This is a genomic window from Streptomyces sp. NPDC041135 (genome assembly GCF_055592085.1).
Map to the genome: position 1 here is coordinate 873,465 of NZ_JBVIYZ010000001.1, position 24,011 is coordinate 897,475.

The 24,011-nt window shown below is 74.2% G+C and carries 20 protein-coding genes; 10 read left to right on the forward strand and 10 right to left on the reverse strand.

What is annotated here, in order from left to right:
- The first annotated feature begins 10 nt into the window (after positions 1 to 10).
- The 5 genes from trpM to lgt all read left to right on the forward strand — a co-directional run bounded on the left by trpM (position 11) and on the right by lgt (position 4,343).
- Positions 11 to 232, forward strand: coding sequence for a tryptophan biosynthesis modulator TrpM (gene trpM / locus ACZ6CZ_RS03935; RefSeq protein ID WP_469014162.1), 222 nt, complete (start codon positions 11 to 13; stop codon positions 230 to 232).
- A 60-nt stretch (positions 233 to 292) separates the two neighbouring features.
- A complete protein-coding gene (gene trpB / locus ACZ6CZ_RS03940) occupies positions 293 to 1,576 on the forward strand; it encodes a tryptophan synthase subunit beta (protein ID WP_469014164.1) in 1,284 nt (427 codons plus the stop codon).
- Positions 1,573 to 2,409: a tryptophan synthase subunit alpha gene (gene trpA / locus ACZ6CZ_RS03945; RefSeq protein ID WP_469014166.1), complete on the forward strand. Its 837-nt coding sequence runs from the start codon at positions 1,573 to 1,575 to the stop codon at positions 2,407 to 2,409. The genes trpB and trpA overlap by 4 nt, the downstream gene beginning before the upstream one ends.
- A 74-nt stretch (positions 2,410 to 2,483) precedes the next feature.
- Positions 2,484 to 3,257: a DsbA family protein gene (locus ACZ6CZ_RS03950; RefSeq protein ID WP_469014168.1), complete on the forward strand. Its 774-nt coding sequence runs from the start codon at positions 2,484 to 2,486 to the stop codon at positions 3,255 to 3,257.
- Positions 3,258 to 3,338: 81 nt separating this feature from the next.
- Positions 3,339 to 4,343 carry a prolipoprotein diacylglyceryl transferase gene (lgt, locus tag ACZ6CZ_RS03955; protein WP_469014170.1) on the forward strand — a complete coding sequence of 335 codons (1,005 nt, stop codon included), beginning with the start codon at positions 3,339 to 3,341 and terminating at the stop codon, positions 4,341 to 4,343.
- An 82-nt stretch (positions 4,344 to 4,425) separates the two neighbouring features.
- Here the strand turns inward: lgt and ACZ6CZ_RS03960 are convergent, their stop codons facing one another.
- The 7 genes from ACZ6CZ_RS03960 to ACZ6CZ_RS03990 are packed head-to-tail and all read right to left on the reverse strand — an operon-like array spanning position 4,426 to position 12,248.
- Positions 4,426 to 5,259, reverse strand: coding sequence for an HpcH/HpaI aldolase/citrate lyase family protein (locus tag ACZ6CZ_RS03960; RefSeq protein ID WP_469014171.1), 834 nt, complete (start codon positions 5,257 to 5,259; stop codon positions 4,426 to 4,428).
- Entirely contained in the window at positions 5,256 to 6,500 is a 1,245-nt protein-coding gene (locus ACZ6CZ_RS03965) for a CaiB/BaiF CoA transferase family protein (RefSeq protein WP_469014173.1), read from the reverse strand. Before ACZ6CZ_RS03965 ends, ACZ6CZ_RS03960 begins: the two co-directional genes overlap by 4 nt.
- Complete coding sequence (gene rbsK / locus ACZ6CZ_RS03970; protein WP_469014175.1) at positions 6,497 to 7,390, reverse strand: ribokinase; 894 nt, start codon at positions 7,388 to 7,390, stop codon at positions 6,497 to 6,499. The genes ACZ6CZ_RS03965 and rbsK overlap by 4 nt, the downstream gene beginning before the upstream one ends.
- Complete coding sequence (locus ACZ6CZ_RS03975; RefSeq protein WP_469014176.1) at positions 7,387 to 8,769, reverse strand: ADP-ribosylglycohydrolase family protein; 1,383 nt, start codon at positions 8,767 to 8,769, stop codon at positions 7,387 to 7,389. The genes rbsK and ACZ6CZ_RS03975 overlap by 4 nt, the downstream gene beginning before the upstream one ends.
- On the reverse strand, positions 8,757 to 9,941 hold the full coding sequence (locus ACZ6CZ_RS03980; RefSeq protein ID WP_469014178.1) for an ADP-ribosylglycohydrolase family protein: 1,185 nt from the start codon (positions 9,939 to 9,941) through the stop codon (positions 8,757 to 8,759). Before ACZ6CZ_RS03980 ends, ACZ6CZ_RS03975 begins: the two co-directional genes overlap by 13 nt.
- Positions 9,942 to 9,948: 7 nt before the next feature.
- Positions 9,949 to 11,064, reverse strand: a complete 1,116-nt coding sequence (locus ACZ6CZ_RS03985) for an ADP-ribosylglycohydrolase family protein (protein ID WP_469014180.1) — start codon at positions 11,062 to 11,064, stop codon at positions 9,949 to 9,951.
- On the reverse strand, positions 11,061 to 12,248 hold the full coding sequence (locus ACZ6CZ_RS03990; protein WP_469014181.1) for an ADP-ribosylglycohydrolase family protein: 1,188 nt from the start codon (positions 12,246 to 12,248) through the stop codon (positions 11,061 to 11,063). The genes ACZ6CZ_RS03985 and ACZ6CZ_RS03990 overlap by 4 nt, the downstream gene beginning before the upstream one ends.
- Positions 12,249 to 12,498: 250 nt before the next feature.
- On the opposite strand from ACZ6CZ_RS03990, the gene ACZ6CZ_RS03995 reads away from it, so the two are divergent.
- From ACZ6CZ_RS03995 to ACZ6CZ_RS04005, 3 genes are all read left to right on the forward strand, one after another.
- Positions 12,499 to 13,230: a VIT1/CCC1 transporter family protein gene (locus tag ACZ6CZ_RS03995; RefSeq protein ID WP_469014183.1), complete on the forward strand. Its 732-nt coding sequence runs from the start codon at positions 12,499 to 12,501 to the stop codon at positions 13,228 to 13,230.
- Between the two features lie 479 nt (positions 13,231 to 13,709).
- Positions 13,710 to 18,224, forward strand: a complete 4,515-nt coding sequence (gene gltB / locus ACZ6CZ_RS04000; protein ID WP_469014184.1) for a glutamate synthase large subunit — start codon at positions 13,710 to 13,712, stop codon at positions 18,222 to 18,224.
- Positions 18,217 to 19,680 carry a glutamate synthase subunit beta gene (locus ACZ6CZ_RS04005; protein ID WP_469014186.1) on the forward strand — a complete coding sequence of 488 codons (1,464 nt, stop codon included), beginning with the start codon at positions 18,217 to 18,219 and terminating at the stop codon, positions 19,678 to 19,680. Before gltB ends, ACZ6CZ_RS04005 begins: the two co-directional genes overlap by 8 nt.
- Before the next feature lie 106 nt (positions 19,681 to 19,786).
- Here the strand turns inward: ACZ6CZ_RS04005 and ACZ6CZ_RS04010 are convergent, their stop codons facing one another.
- The 3 genes from ACZ6CZ_RS04010 to ACZ6CZ_RS04020 all read right to left on the reverse strand — a co-directional run bounded on the left by ACZ6CZ_RS04010 (position 19,787) and on the right by ACZ6CZ_RS04020 (position 22,624).
- Entirely contained in the window at positions 19,787 to 20,698 is a 912-nt protein-coding gene (locus ACZ6CZ_RS04010) for a chitosanase (RefSeq protein ID WP_469014188.1), read from the reverse strand.
- Positions 20,695 to 21,567 (reverse strand): rhomboid family intramembrane serine protease, encoded by an 873-nt coding sequence (locus tag ACZ6CZ_RS04015; RefSeq protein WP_469014189.1) that lies wholly within the window; start codon positions 21,565 to 21,567, stop codon positions 20,695 to 20,697. The genes ACZ6CZ_RS04010 and ACZ6CZ_RS04015 overlap by 4 nt, the downstream gene beginning before the upstream one ends.
- A 166-nt stretch (positions 21,568 to 21,733) precedes the next feature.
- Entirely contained in the window at positions 21,734 to 22,624 is an 891-nt protein-coding gene (locus ACZ6CZ_RS04020; protein ID WP_469014190.1) for a hypothetical protein, read from the reverse strand.
- Between the two features lie 282 nt (positions 22,625 to 22,906).
- Between ACZ6CZ_RS04020 and ACZ6CZ_RS04025 the strand changes: the two genes are divergently transcribed.
- Positions 22,907 to 23,257, forward strand: coding sequence for a chorismate mutase (locus ACZ6CZ_RS04025; protein ID WP_469014191.1), 351 nt, complete (start codon positions 22,907 to 22,909; stop codon positions 23,255 to 23,257).
- Positions 23,258 to 23,396: 139 nt separating this feature from the next.
- Positions 23,397 to 23,933 (forward strand): response regulator, encoded by a 537-nt coding sequence (locus tag ACZ6CZ_RS04030; RefSeq protein WP_469014192.1) that lies wholly within the window; start codon positions 23,397 to 23,399, stop codon positions 23,931 to 23,933.
- The last annotated feature ends 78 nt before the right edge of the window (positions 23,934 to 24,011 follow it).

Below are 24,011 nucleotides of genomic sequence, written 5' to 3' on the forward strand. Positions count from 1 at the left end.
CTGAGCGGCGATGAACCTGACGATCACCCTGGCGGCCAGGGACCCGTACGCCCGCCTCGCGCGCGGCTGCCGGCCCCGCGGCTGCCGTGCGCCCGCGAGGCGGGTGCACGGACGCCGGGTGAGGTACGTCATCGGTGACGAGCCGGGCCAGGTGAACGGCAGGCGATGGCAGCGCCCCTGCGAGGGGCGCGGGAACTGCGCGATCGACCACGGCCGGCCGGCCGCCGGCTGACACAGCCCCGCCCCCACGGCGATCAGTGTCTTCTCCACACACTCACCGTGAGGTTCCACCATGCCCAGCGAGTTCTTCATCCCCGACCCGGAGGGTCAGGTCCCCAGCGCCGAGGGGTACTTCGGCGCGTTCGGCGGCAAGTTCATCCCGGAGGCGCTCGTCGCCGCCGTGGACGAGGTCGCCGTCGAGTACGACAAGGCCAAGGCCGACCCCGAGTTCGCCCGCGAACTCGAGGACCTGCTCGTCCACTACACCGGACGGCCCAGCGCGCTGACCGAGGTGCCCCGGTTCGCCGGGCACGCCGGTGGCGCCCGGGTGTTCCTGAAGCGGGAAGACCTCAACCACACCGGCTCCCACAAGATCAACAACGTGCTCGGGCAGGCCCTGCTCACCCGGCGCATGGGCAAGACCCGGGTCATCGCGGAGACCGGCGCCGGCCAGCACGGCGTCGCCACCGCCACCGCCTGCGCCCTGTTCGGCCTCGACTGCACCATCTACATGGGCGAGATCGACACCGAGCGCCAGGCCCTCAACGTGGCCCGCATGCGCATGCTCGGCGCCGAGGTCGTCGCCGTGAAGTCCGGCAGCCGCACGCTGAAGGACGCCATCAACGAGGCCTTCCGCGACTGGGTCGCCAACGTCGACCGCACCCACTACCTGTTCGGCACGGTCGCCGGCCCCCACCCCTTCCCGGCGATGGTCCGCGACTTCCACCGGGTGATCGGCGTCGAGGCACGCCGCCAGCTGCTGGAGCGGGCCGGCCGGCTCCCCGACGCGGCCGTCGCCTGCGTCGGCGGCGGGTCCAACGCCATCGGCCTCTTCCACGCCTTCATCCCCGACAGCGGCGTCCGCCTGATCGGCTGCGAGCCCGCCGGACACGGCCTGGAGACCGGCGAGCACGCGGCCACGCTCACCGCGGGCGAGCCCGGCATCCTGCACGGCTCCCGCTCCTACGTGCTCCAGGACGAGGAGGGCCAGATCACCGAGCCCTACTCGATCTCGGCCGGCCTCGACTACCCCGGCATCGGCCCCGAGCACGCCTACCTCAAGGACAGCGGGCGGGGCGAGTACCGCGCGGTCACCGACGACGCGGCCATGCAGGCCCTGCTCCTGCTGTCCCGCACCGAGGGCATCATCCCGGCCATCGAGAGCGCCCACGCCCTCGCCGGCGCCCTGGAGGTCGGCCGCGAACTCGGCCCCGACGGGCTGATCGTCGTCAACCTCTCCGGGCGCGGCGACAAGGACATGGACACCGCCGCCCGGTACTTCGGCCTGTACGACACCGACGCCGAGGTGGCCGCCGACGCGGCCGACACCGCCGAGATCGAGGGGGACGCGAAGTGAGCGGGACTGCATCGACCGGCGGCAACGGCCCCCTGCTGAGCGACACCCTCGCGCGCACCAAGGCCGAGGGCCGCGCCGCGCTCATCGCCTACCTCCCGGCCGGGTTCCCGACCGTGGAGGGCGGCATCGAGGCGGTCAAGGCGGTCCTGGACGGCGGCGCGGACATCGTCGAGGTCGGGCTGCCGCACAGCGACCCCGTCCTGGACGGCCCGGTCATCCAGACGGCCGACGACATCGCCCTGCGCGGCGGCGTCCGGATCGCGGACGTCCTGCGCACCGTCCGGGAGGCCCACCGGGCCACCGGCAAGCCGGTGCTCGTGATGACCTACTGGAACCCCGTCGACCGCTACGGCGTCGAGCGCTTCACCGCCGAGCTGGCCGAGGCGGGCGGCGCCGGCTGCATCCTGCCCGACCTGCCGGTCCAGGAGTCGGCGCTGTGGCGGGAGCACGCCGCCAAGCACGGCCTCGCGACCGTGTTCGTCGTCGCCCCCAGCAGCAAGGACGAGCGGCTCGCCCAGATCACGGCGGCGGGCAGCGGCTTCGTCTACGCGGCCTCCCTGATGGGCGTCACCGGCACCCGGGCGTCGGTCGGCGCGCAGGCCCAGGACCTGGTGGAGCGCACCCGGGCCACCGGCACCGCGCTGCCCGTCTGCGTCGGCCTCGGCGTCTCCGACGCGGCCCAGGCCGCCGAGGTCGCCGGCTTCGCCGACGGGGTCATCGTCGGCTCCGCGTTCGTGAAGCGGATGCTGGACGCCCCCGACCACGCGGCCGGCCTGGACGCGGTCCGCGCGCTCGCCGGTGAGCTGGCGAAGGGCGTGCGCCGGCAGGCGTGAGCACCGCGGTCACTCGAAGGGGTGGACCTGGGACCGGGGAGGCGCGCTGCGCCTCCCCGGTTCGTTCTGGGGGTGTGAGCGAGAACAACCGTGACGGAAAGCGCACCGCCCGCCGGCGGCTGGCGGCCGAGCGCGAGAAGCAGAGGTCGGCGGACAAGCGGCGGCGCGGCCTGATCGTGGGCGCGGGCATCGTGTGCGTGCTCGGCCTCGCGGCGGTCATCGGCGTCGTCGCCGCCAACGCGGGCAAGGACAGTGACAGCGGCTCGGGCCCGGTGGTGGCGCCGTCCGGCGCGCAGGGCAAGGACGGCCTCGCCATCCCGGTCGGCCGGGACGGCGCGAAGCCGACGCTCACGGTGTGGGAGGACTTCCGCTGCCCGGCCTGCCAGGCCTTCGAGACGGCGTACCGCCCCACGCTGCACGAGCTGACCGGCGCCGGCAAGGTCAGGATCCAGTACCACCTGGTCACGCTGATCGACGGCAACCTCGGCGGCAGCGGCTCCCGGCACGCGGCCAACGCCGCGGCCTGCGCCCAGGACGCGGGGAAGTTCATCGACTACCACGACGTGCTCTACGCCAACCAGCCCAAGGAGACCGACGACGCCTTCGCCGACGACGCGAAGCTCATCGCCCTCGCGGGCAAGGTCCAGGGCCTCGACACGCCCGCGTTCCGCGCGTGCGTCAAGAACGGCACCCACAACGGCTGGGTGACCAGGTCCCAGGCCGCGTTCCAGGCGGGCCGCTTCTCCGGCACGCCGACCGTGCTGCTGGACGGCAAGAACATCTACCAGGACGCGTCGATGACCCCGGCCAAGCTCAAGCAGATGGTGGAGGCGGCCGCGCAGGGGTGAGCGTTTCCCACGCCCTGTTATGGAGCCGTAGCCGGGCTGCCCGCCGTGGGCCCGGCGCGGCACGGTAGCGTCGACCCTGCCATGGAACTTGCCTACATTCCCAGCCCGTCGCGCGGGGTGCTGTACCTCGGCCCCATTCCGCTGCGCGGTTACGCGTTCTGCATCATCATCGGCGTCTTCGTCGCCGTGTGGCTCGGCAACAGGCGCTGGATCGCCCGCGGCGGCCGGTCCGGCACGGTGGCCGACATCGCGGTCTGGGCCGTGCCCTTCGGCCTGGTCGGCGGCCGGCTCTACCATGTGATCACGGACTACGAGCTGTACTTCAGCGACGGGCGTGACTGGGTGGACGCCTTCAAGGTCTGGGAGGGCGGTCTCGGCATCTGGGGCGCGATCGCGCTCGGTGCGGTGGGCGCCTGGATCGGCTGCCGCCGGCGGGGCATCCCGCTGCCCGCGTACGCCGACGCCATCGCGCCCGGCATCGCCTTCGCGCAGGCCATCGGCCGCTGGGGCAACTGGTTCAACCAGGAGCTGTACGGACGCAGGACCGACCTCCCCTGGGCGCTGGACATCACCTCCTCCGAGGGCGGCCGGGTGCCGGGCCACTACCACCCGACGTTCCTGTACGAGAGCCTGTGGTGCGTCGGCGTCGGTCTGCTCGTCATCTGGGCCGACCGCCGCTTCTCGCTGGGCCACGGCCGGGCCTTCGCCCTGTACGTCGCCGCCTACTGCACGGGCCGCGGCTGGATCGAGTACATGCGGGTCGACGACGCCCACCACGTCCTGGGCCTGCGCCTCAACGACTGGACCGCGATCGTCGTGTTCCTGCTCGCGGTGACCTACATCGTGGTGTCGGCGCGCAAGCGGCCGGGCCGGGAAACCGTGGTCGAGCCGGGCGCCCCCGACGACGCGTCCGGCGCGGACGGCACGTCCGGCGGCGACGGCACCGACGCGGACGGCACCGAGCCGGCCGCGACCGCCGAGCCGGCGGACGCCTCCGATCCCGCCCCCAAGGCCGCCGAGGCTCCGGACACCCCCGGCGCCGCCGCGGCGAAGGACGGGGCCGAGTCGGGAAGCACCAAGGGCTGACGTCCGCCGTACGACGTGAACGACGACGAGGGCGCCCGGGGACATCCCGGGCGCCCTCGCGCAGGTTGGGCTGGTCGCAGCGCTAGCCGGAGTCGTGGGTGCCGGGGCGGCGGTGGGCCAGGGACAGGGTCCGGTGGGCCGCGGCCACCACCGCCGCGTCGACGAAGCTGCCGTCCGGCAGGGCCTGGGCGCCCTGGTCCGACACCGCCGCCTTGACGATCAGCTCGGCCTTCTCGATCTCGGCCTCCGTCGGCAGGTAGGCCCGCTCGATGACCGGGAGCTGGCGCGGATGGATCGCGGCCCGGCCCAGGAAGCCGAGGGCGCGGCCGTGGGCGCAGGAGGCGGCCAGTCCGTCCAGGTCGCGGATGTCGGGGTGGACCGACTGCGACGGCGGGGCCAGCCCCGCCGCCCGGGCCGCGACGATCACCCGGGAGCGGGCCCAGTCGAGGCCCGCGTCGCCGCGCACGCCCAGGTCCGCCGCGAGGTCCGCCTCGCCGAGGCTGAGGCCCCGCAGGGCCGGGTGGGCGCGGGCGATGGCGTGGGCGTGCTCGATGCCCAGGGCGCTCTCCAGCAGCGCGTGCAGCGGCCGGCCGGTGGCCAGTGCGACGCGCCTGACCTGCGCGGGCGAGGTCACCTTCGGCAGCCGCAGCCCGGACAGCCCCGGCAGCGCGGCCACCGCGGCCAGGTCGGCCGCCGCCCAGGGGCCGGCCAGGGCGTTGACGCGGACGTGCACCGGCACCGGCTGGGGCCCGGCCAGCAGCTCGGCGGTGGCCGCCCGGGCGTACTCCTTGCGGTCCGGGGCGACCGCGTCCTCCAGGTCGACGACCACCACGTCCGCGCCCGCGGCCAGCGCCTTCGCCACCACGCGCGGGCGGTCCCCGGGCACGTACAGCCAGGTGAGCGGGGAGCGGGTCACAGGGCGCCCTCCTCGCGCAGCGCCCGCAGCTCGGCCGGGGTCAGGCCCAGCTCGGTGAGCACCTCGTCGGTGTCGGCGCCGTGCGGGCGGCCCGCCCAGCGCACGGCGCCGGGCGTGGCGGACAGCCGGAAGAGGACGTTCTGCATGCGCAGCGGGCCCAGTTCCGGGTCGTCGACGGCGGTGACGGTGCCCAGCGCCTGGTACTGCGGGTCCGCCAGCACGTCCCGGACGTCCTGCACGGGCGCCACCGCCGCCTCCGCCTTCTCGAAGGCCGCCAGCACCTCGGTGCGGGTGCGGGCGGCGATCCAGCCGCCGACCGCCGCGTCCAGGACGCCGGCGTGCGCGGCCCGGTCGGCGCCGGTGGCGAACCACGGCTCCTCGATCAGCTCCGGGCGCCCGACCAGGCACATCACCCGCTCCGCCACCGACTGGGCCGACGTGGACACGGCCACCCAGGTGCCGTCCGCCGTGCGGTAGGTGTTGCGCGGGGCGTTGTTGGCGGAGCGGTTGCCGGTGCGCTCCTGGACGTAGCCGAGCTGGTCGTACCAGGTGGGCTGGGGGCCGAGGACGGTGAGGATCGGCTCGATGATGGCCATGTCGACGACCTGGCCCCGGCCGGTGCGCTCCCGGGCGGCCAGCGCCGTCAGCACCGCGAACGCCGTGGAGAGGCCGGCGATGGAGTCCGCGAGGCCGAAGGGCGGCAGCGTCGGCGGAGCGTCCGGCTCCCCGGTGACGGCGGCGAAGCCGCTCATCGCCTCGGCCAGGGTGCCGAAGCCGGGCCGGTGGGCGTAGGGGCCGAACTGGCCGAAGGCGGTCACCCGGGCGAGGACCAGCCGCGGGTTGGCGGCCGACAGTTCCTCCCAGCCCAGGTCCCACTTCTCCAGCGTGCCGGGGCGGAAGTTCTCGATCACGACGTCCGCGCCGGCGGCCAGCCGCAGCAGGGTGGCGCGGCCGCCGCGCGTGGACAGGTCCAGGGTGACGGTCCGCTTGTTGCGGCCGAGCACCTTCCACCACAGGCCGACGCCGTCCTTCGCCGGACCGTGGCCCCGGGACGGGTCCGGGCGGGTGGGGTGCTCGACCTTGACGACCTCGGCGCCGAAGTCACCGAGCAGGGTGGCGGCGAGGGGGCCGGCGAAGAGCGTGGCGATGTCCAGCACGCGCAGGCCGCCCAGCGGGCCGGGGGCGGCCGTCGGCGGCGTGTCCGGTCCGTCCGGCGCGTCCGGTGAGTTCGGCGTGCTCATGCGGGGTACTGCGCGTCGATCTCCTGGCGGTACGGCATCGACGCCGACGCGCCTTCCCGCTGCACCGACAGCGCCGCCGCCGCGGCCGCCCAGGCCAGCGCCTCCCGCATCGGCCGCTGCTCGGCGAGGGCGACGGCCAGGGTGCCGGCGAAGGTGTCCCCGGCGCCGGTGGAGTCCACCGCGCTCACCGCGGGCGCCGGCACCTGGAGCGGTTCGGTGCCCCGCGCGAGGTACAGGCTGCCCGACGCGCCGAGGGTGACCACCACCTCCGGCACCAGTTCGAGCAGGGCGGTGGCCGCCTGGAGGGGGTCGGAGCGGCCGGTGAGGGTGGCCGCCTCGTGCTCGTTGGGGATCAGCAGGTCGGTGGCCTCCAGCAGGTCGGGCGGCAGCGGCTGGGCGGGGGCCGGGGTGAGGACGGTGCGCACGCCGTGCCGGCGGGCGGCCTGCGCGCCCGCGAGGACGGCGTCCAGCGGGATCTCCAGCTGGAGCAGCAGCGCAGCGGCGGAGGCGATCACGCCCTCGTCGCCGGGGGAGAGGTGGTCGACGGTGCCGTTGGCGCCGGGGATGACGACGATGGCGTTGCCGCCCTCGTCGTCCACGACGATGTGCGCGGTGCCGGACGGGCCCTCGACCGTGCGCAGGGAGTCGGTGTCGACGCCCGAGTGCTCCAGGGTGGAGCGCAGCCGCGTACCGAAGTCGTCGGTGCCCACGGCGCCGATCATCGACACCGTGGCACCGGCCCGGGCCGCGGCGATCGCCTGGTTGGCGCCCTTGCCGCCGGGGATGGTGCGGAACTCCCGTCCCGTCACCGTCTCCCCGAGCCGCGGGGCCTTCCCGACGTAGGTGACGAGGTCCATGTTCGTGCTGCCCAGTACGGCGATGTGGGTCATGGGCGGGGCACCTCCGGGTGGGTGAGGTCGTGGGTGAGCCGGGCGAGGGTGTCGAAGCCGCTGCCGTCGAAGTCGGCGACGGAGGTGGCGAGCCGGTTCTTCAGCGGGGCCGTCCAGTGCTCGGGGAGCGCGCCGGGGCTCCCGGCGAGCAGGCCCGCGACGCTGCCGGCGGTGGCGCCGTTGGAGTCGGTGTCCCAGCCGCCGGAGACCGCGCGGCAGACCGAGCCGGTGAAGTCGCCGTCCGCGTGGGTGAGGGCGGCGGCGAGCAGGGCGGTGTTGGGGACGGCGTGCACCCAGTGGGTCCCGGCGTGGGCGGCGTGCAGGTCGTCCACGACCCGGTCGAAGTCCGCGTGGGTGCGGGCCAGCCGGACCGCCCGGTCCAGGGCGCGGGCCAGCCGGGAGCGGGGCGGGACCACCGCGCGTCCGGCGCGCAGACAGCCGTGCACGTCGTGCGCGCCGCCGGCGGCGGTGGCGATGACGGCGGCCGCGAACATCGCCGCGTAGACGCCGTTGGCGGTGTGGGTGAGGCGGGCGTCGCGGTAGGCCTGGCAGGCCGCGGCCGCCGGGTCGCCGGGGTTGGTCCAGCCGTGCACGTCGGCGCGGATCAGGGCGCCGATCCACTCCCGGAAGGGGTTGCGGTGGCGGGCGGTGTGCGGGGGTTCGATGCCGCTGAGCAGATTGCGGTAGGCGACGCGTTCGGCGGTGAAGGTGCGGCCCGCGGGGAGTTCCTCCAGCCAGAGCCGGGCGACGTCGGCGGTGGTGAAGTCCTTGCCGTGGCGCCGCAGCAGCAGCAGGTTGAGCAGCGGGTAGTCGAGGTCGTCGTCCTCGGGCATGCCGTCGATGTTCTCGGCCAGCGAGGTGGGCGCCGAGCGGCGGTTCCAGGGGTGGGCGCGCAGCAGGTCGGCGGGGACGCCGCGGGCGGTGAACCAGGTGGCCGGCGGCCAGTTGCCGGCCGCCCGGGCGAGGGCGCGGATGCCGTGCAGGGGGAGTTTCTCGACCGGTTTGCCGAGCAGGCAGCCGGCCGCCCTGCCGAGCCAGGCCGCCTCCAGGGCGGCCGGGGCGGGGCCCTGCCCCGACCCGCCCGCCGTGAGGGCGGCGGGCCAGTCGGGGCAGCTCGCCCGGATCGCCGCCAGGCCGGCCGGCTCGTCCTCGGCCGTCCTGCTGGGCAGGTCGGCCAGCTCGTCCAGCAGGTCCTCCGCCAGCTGCCGCAGGTACCCGGAGACCCGCTGCCCGGAGGCGCCGGCGCGGTCCGGGGCGTCCGGGCCGCCGGCCGCCCGCCAGCGCGCCTCGACCGCGGCCGGTTCACGGCCGTCCTGCCGGGCCTGGCGCAGTTCGTGGCCGAGCAGGTCCTCCGGCTGGACCCAGGTCAGTCGGAGCATCCCGTGCCCCCGAGTGCGCTGAAGGCCTCCTCGTGACGGCGGCGGCGCCGCACGTCCCGCTCGAAGATCTCCGAGGTCACCTCCGTCAGGACGCGGGCCGGTTCCCACAGGTCCAGGCGGCTGGCCTCGGCGACCGTCTTCGCCCACTCGTCGGGCGCCGGTGAGCCGAGCGCCCCGGCCAGCGCCCCGGTCATCGTGGCGATGGAGTCGCAGTCGCGGCCGTAGTTGACCGCGCCCAGGACCGCCCGGCGGTAGTCGCCGCCGCCGACCAGCAGCATGCCGAGGGCGATCGGCAGTTCCTCGATGGAGTGCAGCCGGGAGGGGCGGCGGGCGCCGAGGGAGGGGGCGCGGTAGTCCGGTCCCACGGTGTCGTAGGGCTCCACCGCCCGGCGCAGCGGGACCAGCGCCGACTCGGTGTCGCGGTGGGCGGCGGCGGTCTCGCAGACCCGCTCGATCGCCGTGCGGGTGCCGTCCTTGGCCAGGGACAGCGCGGCGGTGACGACCGACTCCGGGGTCGCGCCCGGCGCGGCCGCCGCGGCCACCGCCGCCGCGAAGACACCGGCCGCCTCACGGCCGTACGACGACTGGTGCGCCCCGGCGACGTCGAGGGCCTCGGCGTACGCGGCCGCGGGGTTGGCGGCGTTGACCAGGCCGACGGGTGCCATGTACATCGCCGCGCCGCAGTTGACGATGTTGCCGACGCCCGCCTCCCGGGGGTCGGCGTGGCCGTAGTGCAGCCGGGCCACCAGCCACTTCTCGGCCAGGAAGACGCGGTGCAGCAGGAGGGCCTCGGTCTCCAGCTCCGGGACCCAGCGCGGGGTCGTCATCAGGTCCGGCACCAGGTGCTCGGCGACCGCGTAGGCGTCGAGGTGGTCGCGGACGCGGGCGTAGACCCGGATCAGCGCGTGGGTCATCAGGGTGTCGTCGGTGACGTGCCCGTCGCCCTTGTGGTACGGGGCGAGGGGGCGGGCGGTGCGCCAGGCGTCGCCGTTCCAGGGGCCGACGATGCCGTGCACCCGGCCGCCGTGGCGCTCGGTGATCTGGTCGGGGGAGTAGCCCTCGACCGGTCCGCCGAGCGCGTCGCCGACGGCGGCGCCGACCAGCGCGGCGGTGATCCGTTCGGCCAGGCAGAGCAGACGCGGCCCGCTGCTTTCTTCTCCTTTGGGCGTCATGCCGGAATCATCCTCCCGGTCCGGCCGGTTGTGCGGCTTCCAGGAGTCCGGCGAGTTCCACCAGGTCGGTGCCGGTGAGGCGGGGCAGCGTGCAGCCGGGCAGGGTCCGGCAGGCGTCCCGCCAGCTCTCCGGTACGGCGTCGCCGCCGCCGAGCGCTCCGGTGAGGGCGCCCACGAGGGCGGGCGCGGAGTCGGCGACCCGGGACAGGCACGCGGCCGCCGGGACCGCCTCGGCTAGGCGGCCGCGCGCGGCGGTGGCCAGGGCGAGCGCGACGGGGACCGTCTCGGCGGCGGTGATGCCGTAGCTGTAGACGTGGTCGACGATCTGGTGTTCGAGCAGCGGGACGAGAGCGAACGCGGACCCGGCGTCCTCGGCCAGGGCGAGGGCGTGGCGGGCGTTGCGGCCGATCTCGGTGGCCGCGGGCAGTTCGGCGAGGGCGGCCGTCACACAGGCGCCGACGTCCGCCCCGGCCACGGCCAGCGCCAGGGCCGCCGCCATCGCCCGGGCGCCGTGCACCCCGTCGCCGTCCTGGGTGTACCGGGCGTCGAACTCGGCGAGATCGGCGGCGCGGGCGGGGTCGCCGGGGTGCGCCACGGCCAGGACGCAGGCCCGGACGCAGGCCGCGTCGTCGAAGTAGTGCGGGTTGTCGTGACCGCTGGCGGGCGGGCGCAGTCCGGCGGCCAGGTTGCCCAGGCCCGCGCGGACGGAGATGCGGGCGCGCAGCGGCAGCACCGCCGACTCGATCTCGGGGGCGCGGTCCGCGGCGGCGGCCACCTCCGAGGCGACGGCGGACCAGGTCAGGTCGATGGCGGCCCGGGTACGGCGTTCGCGGCTGAGGTCGCCGAGCGTCTGGTCGTCCCCGGCCCGCAGCACCGCCTCCGCGGCGAAGGCCGCCCATTCGGCGTCGTCGGAGGGGCCCAGGCGCAGGGGTTCGGGGGGCTGGTTCAGGGCGATCGGGACGGGCAGGGTGGTGGTGGCGTTCTGCTCGGCGAAGGTGTCGAGTTCCCGGGTCAGGCGGCGGGTCCACTCGGGCATGCGGGCGGCGCGGTGCCGGGCGGCGGGCCAGCCCGCGGCGTCCCCGGCGGCCAGCCCCAGCAGCAGGCCCTCGATACGGCGGCTCACCCTCGCGCCTCCTCGTCGGCTTCTTTGGCACCGGCTCCGGCACCCGCGGCGGCCACCGGGGCCGCTCGGGCGGCGGTGCGGGTGCCGTCCGCCGCCTCCGCCACCGGTTTCGCACCCGTGAGGAGGCCGTCCACCGCGTCCGGTGCCAGCTGGGCCACGCCGCTGTCCACGAGGTCGCGCACCGCTCCCGGCAGGAAGCCCGGCACGACGACGTCCGCTCCCCACTTCCCGCCCTCCTCCGGCACCAGCAGCTCCGCCACGTCCAGCACGTGGTGTCCGGCCATGGACGGCAGACACCTGCCGCGGGCCGGGCCGATCGCGGCCGCCCACGCGGTGGGTACGGCCGAGACGCCCTCGGTCGCCCCGGCCAGGGCGCCCGCGACCGCGGCGGTGGTGTCGGCGTCGCGGCCCATGTTGACGGCCGCCAGGACGGCCCCGCGGAAGTCGCCGTCGGCCGCCGCGTAGGCGCCGAAGGCGAGGGCGACCGCCTCGGGCGCGAGGTCCGTCCAGGGGTAGCCGCCGATGACGACGGCGGAGCGGACCGCGCGTTCGCCGCGGTGGGCCACGGCGGCGGCGCGGCGCAGGGAGCGGGCCGTCCAGGAGTCGTCGGGAACGACCGCGAGCGCGGCGGCGACCACCGCCCCGGGCTCGGCGCCGGCCATCGCCGCCGCGACGCCGGCGGCGACCGCCTGGCCGCCGTAGATGCCCTCGCCCTCGTGGCTGACCGAGCCGTCGATCGCCACCAGCCGGGCCGCCTCGGCGGGCCGGCCCGCCGCGAACACCCCGAAGGGCGCCGCGCGCATGGCGAGGCCGTCGCTCCAGGCGTGCCGGTGCTGGGCGGAGATGGGCGCCGCCAGCCCGCGGCGGAGGTTCTCCAGCGTGCCGCGCTCGCTGAAGCCCGCGCCCCGGAACGGGCCCTCGGCCCGGTCGGCGATCCACTCGTGCCAGGCCGCCTCCACGTGCGCCGGGGTGAGCGCCGAGCCGTGCCGGGCCAGCAGCAGCCCGGAGAAGATCGCGTACTCGGTGTCGTCGGTGCCGGACGGCCGCTCGGCGACGTAGCCGGTGATCCGGCCCCAGCGGGCCCGGATCTCGGAGGGCCTGAGGTTCTCGGCGGGTGCCCCGAGCGCGTCGCCGACGGCCAGGCCCAGCAGGGCGCCGCGCGCCCGATCGCGGATCGATGCCATGCGGCCTCACCTCCGGGGCGGCTCGGCCGGGGGGCGGAGCCCTTTGCACAGATGTGCCACCCGGGCGGCGCGACCGAGCCCGCCGGGCCGCCGTGTCACCCGGTCGGCAGCGGCGTCCGGCGGAGAAAGCGCTGGTTAGCCCAGCCTTTCCTTGCTGGCGGGGCGGGAATCACGGGCGTAGATTCAGTGTTGTCGAAAAATAGAACGCGTCCAAAGTTAGCTTTGGCTAAGCTTCCCTGGGGGACCCTTCATGGCCATCATCGAGACCGAGGCGGTGCTGCACGAGGCGCACCGGGACAACCACACCCACCGGGACGTCAACGGCGGCTGGCTGCGCCCCGCCGTCTTCGGCGCCATGGACGGCCTGGTCTCCAACCTCGCCCTGATGACCGGCGTGGCGGGCGGCGCGGTCAGCCCGCACACCATAGTCATCACCGGCCTCGCCGGACTCGCCGCGGGTGCCTTCTCGATGGCGGCCGGCGAGTACACCTCGGTCGCCTCGCAGCGCGAACTCGTCGAGGCGGAACTCGACGTCGAGCGGCGCGAGCTGCGCCGGCACCCGCAGGACGAGGAGGCCGAGCTGGCCGCGCTCTACGAGGCCCGCGGCGTCGAGCCCGCGCTGGCCCGCGAGGTGGCCCGTCAGCTCTCGGCCGATCCCGAGCAGGCCCTGGAGATACACGCCCGCGAGGAGCTGGGCATCGACCCCGGCGACCTGCCCTCGCCGCTCGTCGCGGCCGTGTCGTCGTTCGGCGCCTTCGCGCTGGGCGCCCTGCTGCCCGTGCTGCCGTACCTGCTGGGCGCGGCCACGCTCTGGCCGGCCGTGCTGCTGGCCCTCGCCGGGCTGTTCGGCTGCGGCGCCGTGGTGGCCCGGGTGACCGCGCGCAGCTGGTGGTTCAGCGGCCTGCGCCAGCTCACCCTCGGCGGTGCGGCGGCCGGTGTGACGTACGCCCTGGGCACATTGTTCGGAACGGCCGTAGGATGACCGCGGCTGAAGTTATGCGTTGGGCCGCATAGATAGCCGTTACCCGCTGGTTTCGAACGGTCGGCCACCGGGCATCAGCCGTAAGCGCTGCGGGCAATGACGCCTGACGTGCACCGCGGGGCGGGTGACACTGCCCTTCCCGCCCCCGGGCCGACGGACGCCGATCCGACCGATCCCGTCCGGTCCGCAGCCCCTCTTCCGCCGCCTCGCGCGGCACCTCGCCGTAACCTCACGGCACCCTCGCCGTCACCCCGAGGCGTCCGCATGTTGGAACGGAGTATCCGGTTCCCGGGAACCGCTCCATCATGTAACCTGCACGAAATTTTGCACTCAGCAGAGGGCCAACGTCGTCCCTCGGCACCAGCACATGCCACCTGACGACGACGGGAGAGCCGATGCGTACGCCGCGCCAGCCGTCCCAGCATTCCGCGAATGGCCAGAACTGGTCCTTCATGGATGCTCGCCCTGCTGCGCAGGGTATGTACGACCCCCGCAACGAGCACGACGCCTGCGGCGTCGGCTTCGTGGCCACCCTCACCGGCGAGGCGAGCCACGCGCTGGTCGAGCAGGCGCTCACGGTTCTGCGCAACCTTGAGCACCGCGGCGCCACCGGCTCCGAGCCCGACTCCGGCGACGGCGCGGGCATCCTGTCCCAGGTTCCCGACGCGTTCTTCCGCGAGGTGGCCGGATTCGACCTGCCCGCGGCCGGCTCCTACGCCGTGGGCATCGCCTTCCTCCCGGAGGACGGCATCGACGACGCCGTCTCGCGGATCGAGACGATCGCGGCCGACGAGGGCCTCACCGTCCTCGGCTGGCGCGAGGTCCCCGTCGCCCCCGAGCTGCTGGGCGCCACCGCCCGCTCCACCATGCCGGTCTTCCGGCAGGTGTTCGTGACCGACGCGGCCAGCGAGGGCATCGCGCTGGACCGCCGGGCGTTCGTGCTGCGCAAGCGCGCCGAGCGCGAGGCCGGGGTCTACTTCCCGTCGCTGTCCGCGCGGACCATCGTCTACAAGGGCATGCTGACCACCGGTCAGCTGGAGCCCTTCTTCCCGGACCTGTCCGACCGCCGCTTCGCCTCCGCGATCGCGCTCGTGCACTCCCGGTTCTCCACCAACACCTTCCCGAGCTGGCCGCTCGCCCACCCGTACCGGTTCGTCGCGCACAACGGCGAGATCAACACGGTCAAGGGCAACCGCAACTGGATGGTCGCCCGCGAGTCCCAGCTCGTCGCGGACGTCTTCGGCGGCGACGGCAAGGACCTGGAGCGGATCTTCCCGATCTGTACGCCGGACGCCTCCGACTCCGCGTCCTTCGACGAGGTGCTCGAACTGCTGCACCTGGGCGGGCGTTCGCTGCCGCACTCCGTGCTGATGATGATCCCGGAGGCGTGGGAGAACCACGACTCCATGGACCCGGCCCGGCGCGCCTTCTACCAGTTCCACTCCACGATGATGGAGCCCTGGGACGGCCCCGCCTGCGTCACCTTCACCGACGGCACCCAGGTCGGCGCCGTGCTTGACCGCAACGGCCTGCGCCCCGGCCGCTACTGGGTCACCGACGACGGCCTCGTCGTCCTCGGCTCCGAGGTCGGCGTCCTCGACATCGACCCGGCCCGGGTCGTGCGCAAGGGCCGCCTGCAGCCCGGCCGGATGTTCCTCGTGGACACCGCCGAGCACCGCATCATCGAGGACGACGAGATCAAGGCCCAGCTCGCGGCGGAGAAGCCGTACGCCGAGTGGCTGGAGGCCGGCGAGATCGAGCTGGGCGACCTGCCCGAGCGCGAGCACATCGTCCACACCCACGCCTCGGTCACCCGCCGCCAGCAGACCTTCGGCTACACCGAGGAAGAGCTGCGCGTCATCCTGGCGCCGATGGCCAAGGCCGGCGCGGAGCCGATCGGCTCGATGGGCACCGACTCCCCGATCGCGGCCCTCTCCGAGCGCCCGCGGCTGCTGTTCGACTACTTCACCCAGCTGTTCGCGCAGGTCACCAACCCGCCGCTGGACGCCATCCGCGAGGAACTGGTCACCTCCCTGCGCTCGTCGCTGGGCCCCGAGGGCAACCTGCTGGAGCCGACGGCCGCCTCCTGCCGCTCGGTCACCCTGCCCTTCCCGGTCATCGACAACGACGAGCTGGCCAAGCTCATCCACATCAACGCCGACGGCGACATGCCCGGCTTCAAGGCCGCGACCCTCTCCGGCCTGTACCGGGTGCACGGCGGCGGTGACGCCCTCGCCGCGCGCATCGAGGAGATCTGCGCCGAGGCCGACGCCGCCATCGACAACGGCGCCCGGCTGATCGTCCTGTCGGACCGCCACTCCGACGCCGAGCACGCGCCGATCCCGTCGCTGCTGCTCACCTCGGCCGTCCACCACCACCTCATCCGCACCAAGCAGCGCACCCAGGTGGGCCTGCTGGTCGAGGCCGGGGACGTCCGCGAGGTCCACCACGTCGCCCTGCTCATCGGCTTCGGCGCCGCCGCCGTCAACCCCTACCTGGCGATGGAGTCCGTCGAGGACCTGCTGCGCGCGGGCACCTTCCTCAGCGGCCTCGAGCCGGAGCAGGCCATCCGCAACCTGATCTACGCCCTCGGCAAGGGCGTGCTGAAGGTCATGTCCAAGATGGGCATCTCCACCGTCGCCTCCTACCGCGGCGCCCAGGTCTTCGAGGCCGTCGGCCTGGACCAGGCGTTCGTGACGAAGTACTTCAACGGCACGGCCACCAAGATCGGCGGCGTCGGCATCGACGTCATCGCCAAGGAGGTCGCCGCCCGGCACGCCAAGGCCTACCCCGCCTCCGGCATCGCCCCGGCGCACCGCGCGCTGGAGATCGGCGGCGAGTACCAGTGGCGCCGCGAGGGCGAGCCGCACCTGTTCGACCCGGAGACGGTCTTCCGCCTCCAGCACTCCACCCGCGCCGGCCGCTACGACATCTTCAAGAAGTACACGGACCGGGTGAACGAGCAGTCCGAGCGCCTGATGACGCTGCGCGGCCTGTTCGGCCTGAAGTCCGGCCGGGAGCCGATCCCGGTGGAGGAGGTCGAGCCGGTCTCCGAGATCGTCAAGCGCTTCTCCACCGGCGCCATGTCGTACGGCTCCATCTCCAAGGAGGCGCACGAGACCCTCGCCATCGCCATGAACCAGCTGGGCGGCAAGTCCAACACCGGTGAGGGCGGCGAGGACCCGGACCGCCTGTACGACCCGGCGCGCCGGTCGGCCATCAAGCAGGTCGCCTCCGGCCGCTTCGGTGTCACCTCCGAGTACCTGGTCAACGCCGACGACATCCAGATCAAGATGGCCCAGGGCGCCAAGCCCGGCGAGGGCGGCCAGCTGCCCGGCCACAAGGTGTACCCGTGGGTGGCGAAGACCCGGCACTCGACGCCGGGTGTCGGCCTCATCTCGCCGCCGCCGCACCACGACATCTACTCCATCGAGGACCTCGCCCAGCTGATCCACGACCTGAAGAACGCGAACCCGCAGGCGCGGGTGCACGTCAAGCTGGTCTCCGAGGTCGGCGTCGGCACGGTCGCCGCGGGTGTGTCCAAGGCGCACGCGGACGTCGTGCTGATCTCCGGCCACGACGGCGGCACCGGCGCCTCCCCGCTGACCTCGCTGAAGCACGCGGGCGGCCCCTGGGAGCTGGGCCTGGCCGAGACCCAGCAGACGCTGCTGCTCAACGGCCTGCGCGACCGCATCGTCGTGCAGACCGACGGCCAGCTGAAGACCGGCCGCGACGTGATCATCGCCGCGCTGCTCGGCGCCGAGGAGTTCGGCTTCGCCACCGCGCCGCTGGTCGTCTCCGGCTGCGTCATGATGCGCGTGTGCCACCTCGACACCTGCCCGGTCGGCATCGCCACCCAGAACCCGGTGCTGCGCGACCGCTTCGCCGGCAAGGCCGAGTACGTGGTCAACTTCTTCACGTTCATCGCGCAGGAGGTCCGCGAGCTGCTCGCGGAGCTGGGCTTCCGCTCCATCGAGGAGGCCGTCGGCCACGCCGAGGTGCTCGACGTCCAGCGGGCCGTCGACCACTGGAAGGCCCAGGGCCTGGACCTGAAGCCGCTGTTCCACGTGCCCGAGCTGCCCGAGGGCGCGGCGCGCCACCGGGTGATCGCCCAGGACCACGGTCTGGAGAAGGCGCTCGACAACGAGCTGATCAAGCTCGCCGCCGACGCGCTGGCCGCGTCCAGCGCGACCGACGCCCAGCCGGTGCGCGCCCAGGTCGCCATCCGCAACATCAACCGCACGGTCGGCACCATGCTCGGCCACGAGGTGACGAAGAAGTTCGGCGGTGCGGGCCTGCCCGACGACACCATCGACATCACCTTCACCGGCTCCGCCGGCCAGTCCTTCGGCGCCTTCGTGCCGCGCGGCGTGACCCTGCGGCTGGAGGGCGACGCCAACGACTACGTCGGCAAGGGCCTGTCCGGCGGCCGGATCGTCGTCCGCCCGGACCGCGCGGCCGACCACCTCGCCGAGTACTCGACCATCGCCGGCAACACCATCGGCTACGGCGCCACCGGCGGCGAGATGTTCCTGCGCGGCCGCACCGGTGAGCGGTTCTGCGTCCGCAACTCCGGCGCGCTGGTCGTCTCCGAGGGCGTGGGCGACCACGGCTGCGAGTACATGACCGGCGGTCGCGCCGTCGTCCTCGGCCCGACCGGCCGTAACTTCGCGGCCGGCATGTCCGGTGGCGTCGCCTACGTCATCGACCTGGACCGCGACAACGTCAACGCCGGCAACGCGGGCGCCGTCGAGGCGCTGGACGAGGCCGACGGGCAGTGGCTGCACGACGTGGTGCGCCGCCACGCCGAGGAGACCGGTTCGACGGTCGCCCAGAAGCTGCTGGCCGGGTGGGACGAGGCCGTGACGCGCTTCAGCAAGATCATCCCCAGCACGTACAAGGCAGTGCTCGCCGCCAAGGACGCCGCCGAGCGAGCGGGTCTCTCCGAGACCGAGATCACCGAGAAGATGATGGAGGCGGCGATCAATGGCTGACCCGAAGGGCTTTTTGAACCACGGCCGTGAGGTCGCCAGGACCCGCCCCGTCGAGGAGCGCACGAAGGACTGGAACGAGGTCTACGTCCCCGGCTCCCTGCTGCCGATCATCAGCAAGCAGGCCAGCCGGTGCATGGACTGCGGCATCCCCTTCTGCCACAACGGCTGTCCGCTCGGGAACCTGATCCCGGAGTGGAACGACTACGCCTACCGCGAGGACTGGGCCGCGGCGCAGGAGCGCCTGCACGCGACCAACAACTTCCCGGAGTTCACCGGCCGCCTCTGCCCGGCCCCCTGCGAGTCGGCGTGCGTGCTCGGCATCAACCAGCCGCCGGTCACCATCAAGAACGTCGAGGTCTCGATCATCGACAAGGCGTGGGAGACCGGTGACGTCGCCCCGCAGATCCCGGAGCGGCTGTCCGGCAAGACGGTCGCGGTCGTCGGCTCGGGCCCCGCGGGCCTGGCCGCCGCCCAGCAGCTGACCCGGGCCGGCCACACGGTCGCCGTCTACGAGCGCGCGGACCGCATCGGAGGCCTCCTCCGCTACGGCATCCCCGAGTTCAAGATGGAGAAGCGGCACATCAACCGCCGTATCGAGCAGATGCGCGCGGAGGGCACCCGGTTCCGCACCGGGGTCGAGATCGGCCGTGACCTCAAGGCGACCGACCTGAAGAAGCGCTACGACGCGGTCGTCATCGCGGCGGGCTCCACCACCGCCCGCGACCTGCCGGTGCCCGGCCGGGAACTCAAGGGCATCTACCAGGCCATGGAGTACCTCCCGCTGGCCAACAAGGTGCAGGAGGGCGACTTCGTGGCGCCCCCCATCTCGGCCGAGGGCAAGCACGTCGTCGTCATCGGCGGTGGCGACACCGGCGCGGACTGCGTGGGCACCGCCCACCGCCAGGGCGCGGCCTCGGTCACCCAGCTGGAGATCATGCCCCGCCCGAACGACGAGCGGCACCCGGTCAGCCAGCCCTGGCCGACCTTCCCGATCCTGTACAAGGTCACCTCGGCCCACGAGGAGGGCGGCGAGCGCATCTACTCGGCGTCCACCACCCACTTCGAGGGCGACGACGACGGCAACGTGCAGTGGCTGCACCTGGCCGAGGTCGAGTTCGTCGAGGGCAGGCTGACCCAGAAGCCGGGCACGGAACGCAAGATCCCCGCCCAGCTGGTCACCCTCGCCATGGGCTTCACCGGCACCGACCGCGACAACGGCCTGGTCGAGCAGTTCGGGCTGGCGCTGGACGAGCGGGGCAACATCGCCCGCGACGCCGAGTTCCAGACCAACGTGCCGGGCGTGTTCGTCGCCGGTGACGCCGGCCGCGGCCAGTCCCTCATCGTGTGGGCGATCGCGGAGGGCCGCTCGGCCGCCCGCGGCGTCGACCGCTTCCTGACCGGTGCCAGCGACCTGCCGGCCCCGATCCGCCCGACCGACCGCGCCCTGGCGGTCTGACCCGCACCACCCACAGACGTCCCGTACAAAGGCGTACGGAACACCACACGGCGCCTGCCCGACAAGTCCCCGACCGGACGACTGGGCGGGCGCCGTGAACGGCTTCTCAGGAGATCTCGTACGGCTCCCCGTACACCTTCCAGCGCAGCGGGGGACGCAGGCCGAGGTTGCCGTCGTACAGGAACTCCCGCTGCGCGGTGTCGATGCGCGAGGTGTCGGCGCCCGGCTTCCTGGCCCTCATCGCCGTGCGGCGGACGTCCAGGAAGATGTCGATGAAGTTCTTCTCGCTGCCGCCCTCGGACGGGGTGTCGGCCTCGTTCAGCGCCCGCTCCCGCAGGCCGTAGAAGCTGTCGGGGCCCGTGCCGGGGCCGTGGAAGACCATCGCGTCGTAGTAGGCGAACTGCCCCAGCGTGCCCAGCCCGTCGAGCTTGGCCAGGCGGACGGCCGGGCCGAAGTAGACGCGGTCGCGCTCCTCGTCCTGAGCCCGGCGGAACGCCGCCCGCTTCGCCTCCGCCCGCCAGGCCGCGGGGAAGCCGGGGTCCAGGCCCTCGTGCGAGTCCGTCCCGTCCACCTTGCGCAGCGCGGGCAGGTACCGGGCCAGGCCGTTGTGCGGACGGTCCTTCGTGTAGCGCTCCACCAGGGTGAGCAGGTCGTGGGTGCCGGTGCAGAAGCCGATGACGCCCGCGGTGTAGCCCTGGCCGTCGCCGATGTCCTCGACGTAGCCGTAGGCGCTGCGCCAGTCGAGGGTGGAGTTCTCCGCGCTGGCCACGATGCGCTGCGCGATCTCCTTCTCGTGCGGCGCGGCGAGTCCGGGCGGGGCGTCGGCGACGACCTCGTCGTCCTCGGCGCGCTCCGAGGCCTCGGCCCGCGCCTTGGCGTCCTGGCGGGAGCGCTGGGCGGCCGAGGCGCTCTGCCCGGCGCCGGCGGAGTCCGAGGGCGCGGTCCCGACGGCGTAGAACACCGCGGTGACGACGACCGGGACGGCGGTGAACAGCAGGATTCCGGCGCGTCGTCTCACACCGCACCGCCCGTCAGCTGCTGGACCCGGGCGAACGACACCACGGCGAGCAGGGCGAACAGCGCCACGCAGGCCCCCGCCTGGACGAGGGTGCGGCGGTGGTCCCGGGGCGCGTAGGCGAAGGCCAGCGTCACCGCGCCGCCCGCCAGCAGGCCGCCGAGGTGTCCCTGCCAGGACGTCATGCCCGCGGAGAGCAGCAGCCACAGCACCAGCCCCGTCAGGTGGCGGTTGGTCTCCGCCGGGTTCACGCCCATGCGGCGGCTCGTGACGTAGTAGGCGGCGCCCAGCCCGAAGATGGCGCCGGACGCGCCGACCGTGAGGGCCTGCGGGGCGATCAGCAGGACGAGGACCGAGCCGCCGAGCGCGGAGAGCAGGTAGAGCGCGAGGTAGCGGACCCGGCCGAGCCGGCTCTCCACCACCCGCCCGATGCTCCACAGCGACGCCATGTTCAGCACGATGTGCAGGACCCCGATGCCCTCGTCGGCGGGCATGTGCAGGAAGGCGCCGGTCAGCAGCCGGTACCACTCGCCGTGCGCGACGCCCTCGGGGGAGTACACCGGCGGCACGGTGCCCAGCATCCCGAACCGGCCCACCACCGACGGCCGCGCCAGCTCGCCCGCGTAGGCCAGCACGTTCAGCGCGATCAGCGCGTACGTCACCAGCGGCGCGGCCGGGATGCGGCCGCCGAACGCGGTACGCGCCCGCCGGACCGACCGCGCCCCCTCCCGCACGCACTCCGGGCACTGGTGGCCGACGGCGGCCTCGCGCATGCAGCCGGGGCAGATGAAGCGGTCGCAGCGGGTGCAGCGGACGTACGTCTCCACCCTGGGATGTCGGTAACAGGTGGTGACGGTGGACTCGGCGGTCACGGCCGGCTCCTCGGGAGGGCTCAGAAGACGCAGACGTACGGGACGGTGGGGGAACGGGCTGGGTGAGCCGGTGGGGGGCGGCGGCGAAGAATATCGAACGGGCAGGCCGGGCGGGTACGGCGGGGCCGGATCGCGCGCGCGGTGCGTGAGCGGCGCCGGCCGCGGTCTACGTGTCGCACTCCAGGACCGTCCGGCACAGCCCGCACCGCGCGCGGACGCGGCCGCGCACCGGCACCCTGATCCGCTGGTGACAGGTGGGGCAGGGGAAGGAGACCCGCAGCCGCCCGTCCGGCCCCGCCGGATCGGGGTCGAAGGAGTAGGCGACCCCGGGCTGCGGCCCGGGCACCCGGCGCCGGTCGTGGGCGTAGCGGCGCCGCCCCGCCCACCCGGCGGCCGTCAGCGGCGGCTGCTGCGCGTCCTGCCGGGCCCGCGCCATGCCCTTGCCGTACGCCGTCCAGGCCTGCGCACTGGTGAACCACGGCGAGGGGTCCTCACCGAACACCAGGGCGCGCTTGGCCAGCACGTACCCGAACTCCTCGGGCGTGAGGTAGCCCAGCTTCTGCGAGGTGAGCGCGTCCTCCCGGTAGGCGTCCAGCAGCAGCCAGCCCGCGCCCAGGTACGTCGTCGCCGTGTCCGTCAGGATCTCGTTGTCCGCCGTGCCGGGGAAGGACAGGTCCAGGCGGTGCAGGTAGACGTGCGTCACCTCGTGCGCGAGCGCCGCGCCGATGTCCCTGCGGTGGGTGCGGAAACGGTCGTTCAGCTCGATGAAGTACTCCGGGCCCGCGGTGAGTTCGACGTTCGCCGCGTGGGTCATGTCGCGGAAGCTCACCACCGGGCGGGCGTCCGGCAGCCGGAAGTGCCGCACCAGTTCCCGGGCCACCCGCTGCACGCCCGGATACAGGTCGTCGGTGTCGCAGAACGCCACGTCGGCGGCGGCCACGCTGGTCGAGAAGGTCCGCACGGTGTCGTACGACAGGCGCCGGTACAGCGCGGTCACGGCCTCCCGTACCGTCCCCAGGTGCGGGAAGCCGTGCTGGACCGGTCCGCCGTTCGCCACGTCCCTACCCCCAAAAGACGCCCCGGGTGGTCCTCCCACTCTAGGGCCGGGACGGGCCCGGCCACCGGACGCGGGCGCCGCCGTGTCCGACGGTCTCCGGGCGTACGGCGGGTGCGCCCGGCGGTGTCCGGGCCGGTGCCCCGGAGCCGCGGGACCCCGGCGGCCGGTGAGACCCGCGGCCCCGGCCCCGGCTGGCCCCCGCCCCCCGACCGCCCCGGGCTGCCCCGGTGCGACCGCCCCGCGCCTCCCGGAGTGCCCCCGCGCCCCTTAGGGTTGGCGCTCATGACCATCAGCAACACCGGAACCGGTGACGTCGACTCCGCGGTGCGCGCGGAGCTGGAGCGGCTGCGCGACAGCATCGACAACATCGACGCGGCCGTCGTCCACATGCTCGCCGAGCGCTTCAAGTGCACCCAGCAGGTCGGCCGCCTCAAGGCCGTCCACCAGCTGCCGCCCGCCGACCCGGCCCGCGAGGCCCGGCAGATCGCCCGGCTGCGCACCCTCGCCGAGAACGCCAAGCTGGACCCGGCCTTCGCTGAGAAGTTCCTCAATTTCATCATCGCCGAGGTGATCCGGCACCACGAGAGTCTCGCCGGGGACTCCGCGGGCGGCGGGCCCCGGGCCACCGGCTGACCTCGGCCGATCCGGGCGGACACCACACGCGCGGCCTCCCGCGGGCGGCGGCGGCGCCGCCACCCACCGTCCCCCGCCGGGCACGCTATGTCAGTGCCGGGCCGTAAGCTGGGGGTCCACGCGGGAGGGACGTCGGGCCATGCCGTCGGATGCCAGGATCCTCATCGTCGACGACCACCGGGGCACGCTGTACGCCCTGGAGAACGCCCTGGCCCCGCTGGGGTACGGGCTGGACCTCGCCACCAGCGGCGACGAGGCGCTCAAGCAGGTGCTCCGGGGCCGGGTCGGACTGCTGCTGCTGGACGTGCGCATGCCGGGCGTCAGCGGCCTGGACGTGGTGCGCTACCTGCGCCGCCTGGAACAGACCCAGCACATACCCGTCATCCTGCTCACCGGCTTCGGCCCGGACCAGGAACTGTCCGCCACCGCCTTCGGCCTGGGCGTCGCCGACCTGCTGATGAAACCCGTCGACCCCTGGGCCCTGCGCACCAAGGTGCGGTACCTGTACGAGGCCCATCAGCGCCAGCTGGCCGCCGAGCGGCGGCTGGGCGAGCTGCGCGCACTGATCGAGGACCGCACGGGCCGCCGGCCGCCCGCCCGGCCGCCCGCCGACAGCCGCGTCCCGCCCCAGCGCGACGCCCAGCGGACCACCCCGGCGACGCGGGACCGGACCTGAGCGGACCCCGCCGGCGGGCGGCCCGGGACGCCCGCCGGGTGGTGGGCCCGGGCCGCCCGCACGGGCTCCCGGACGGAC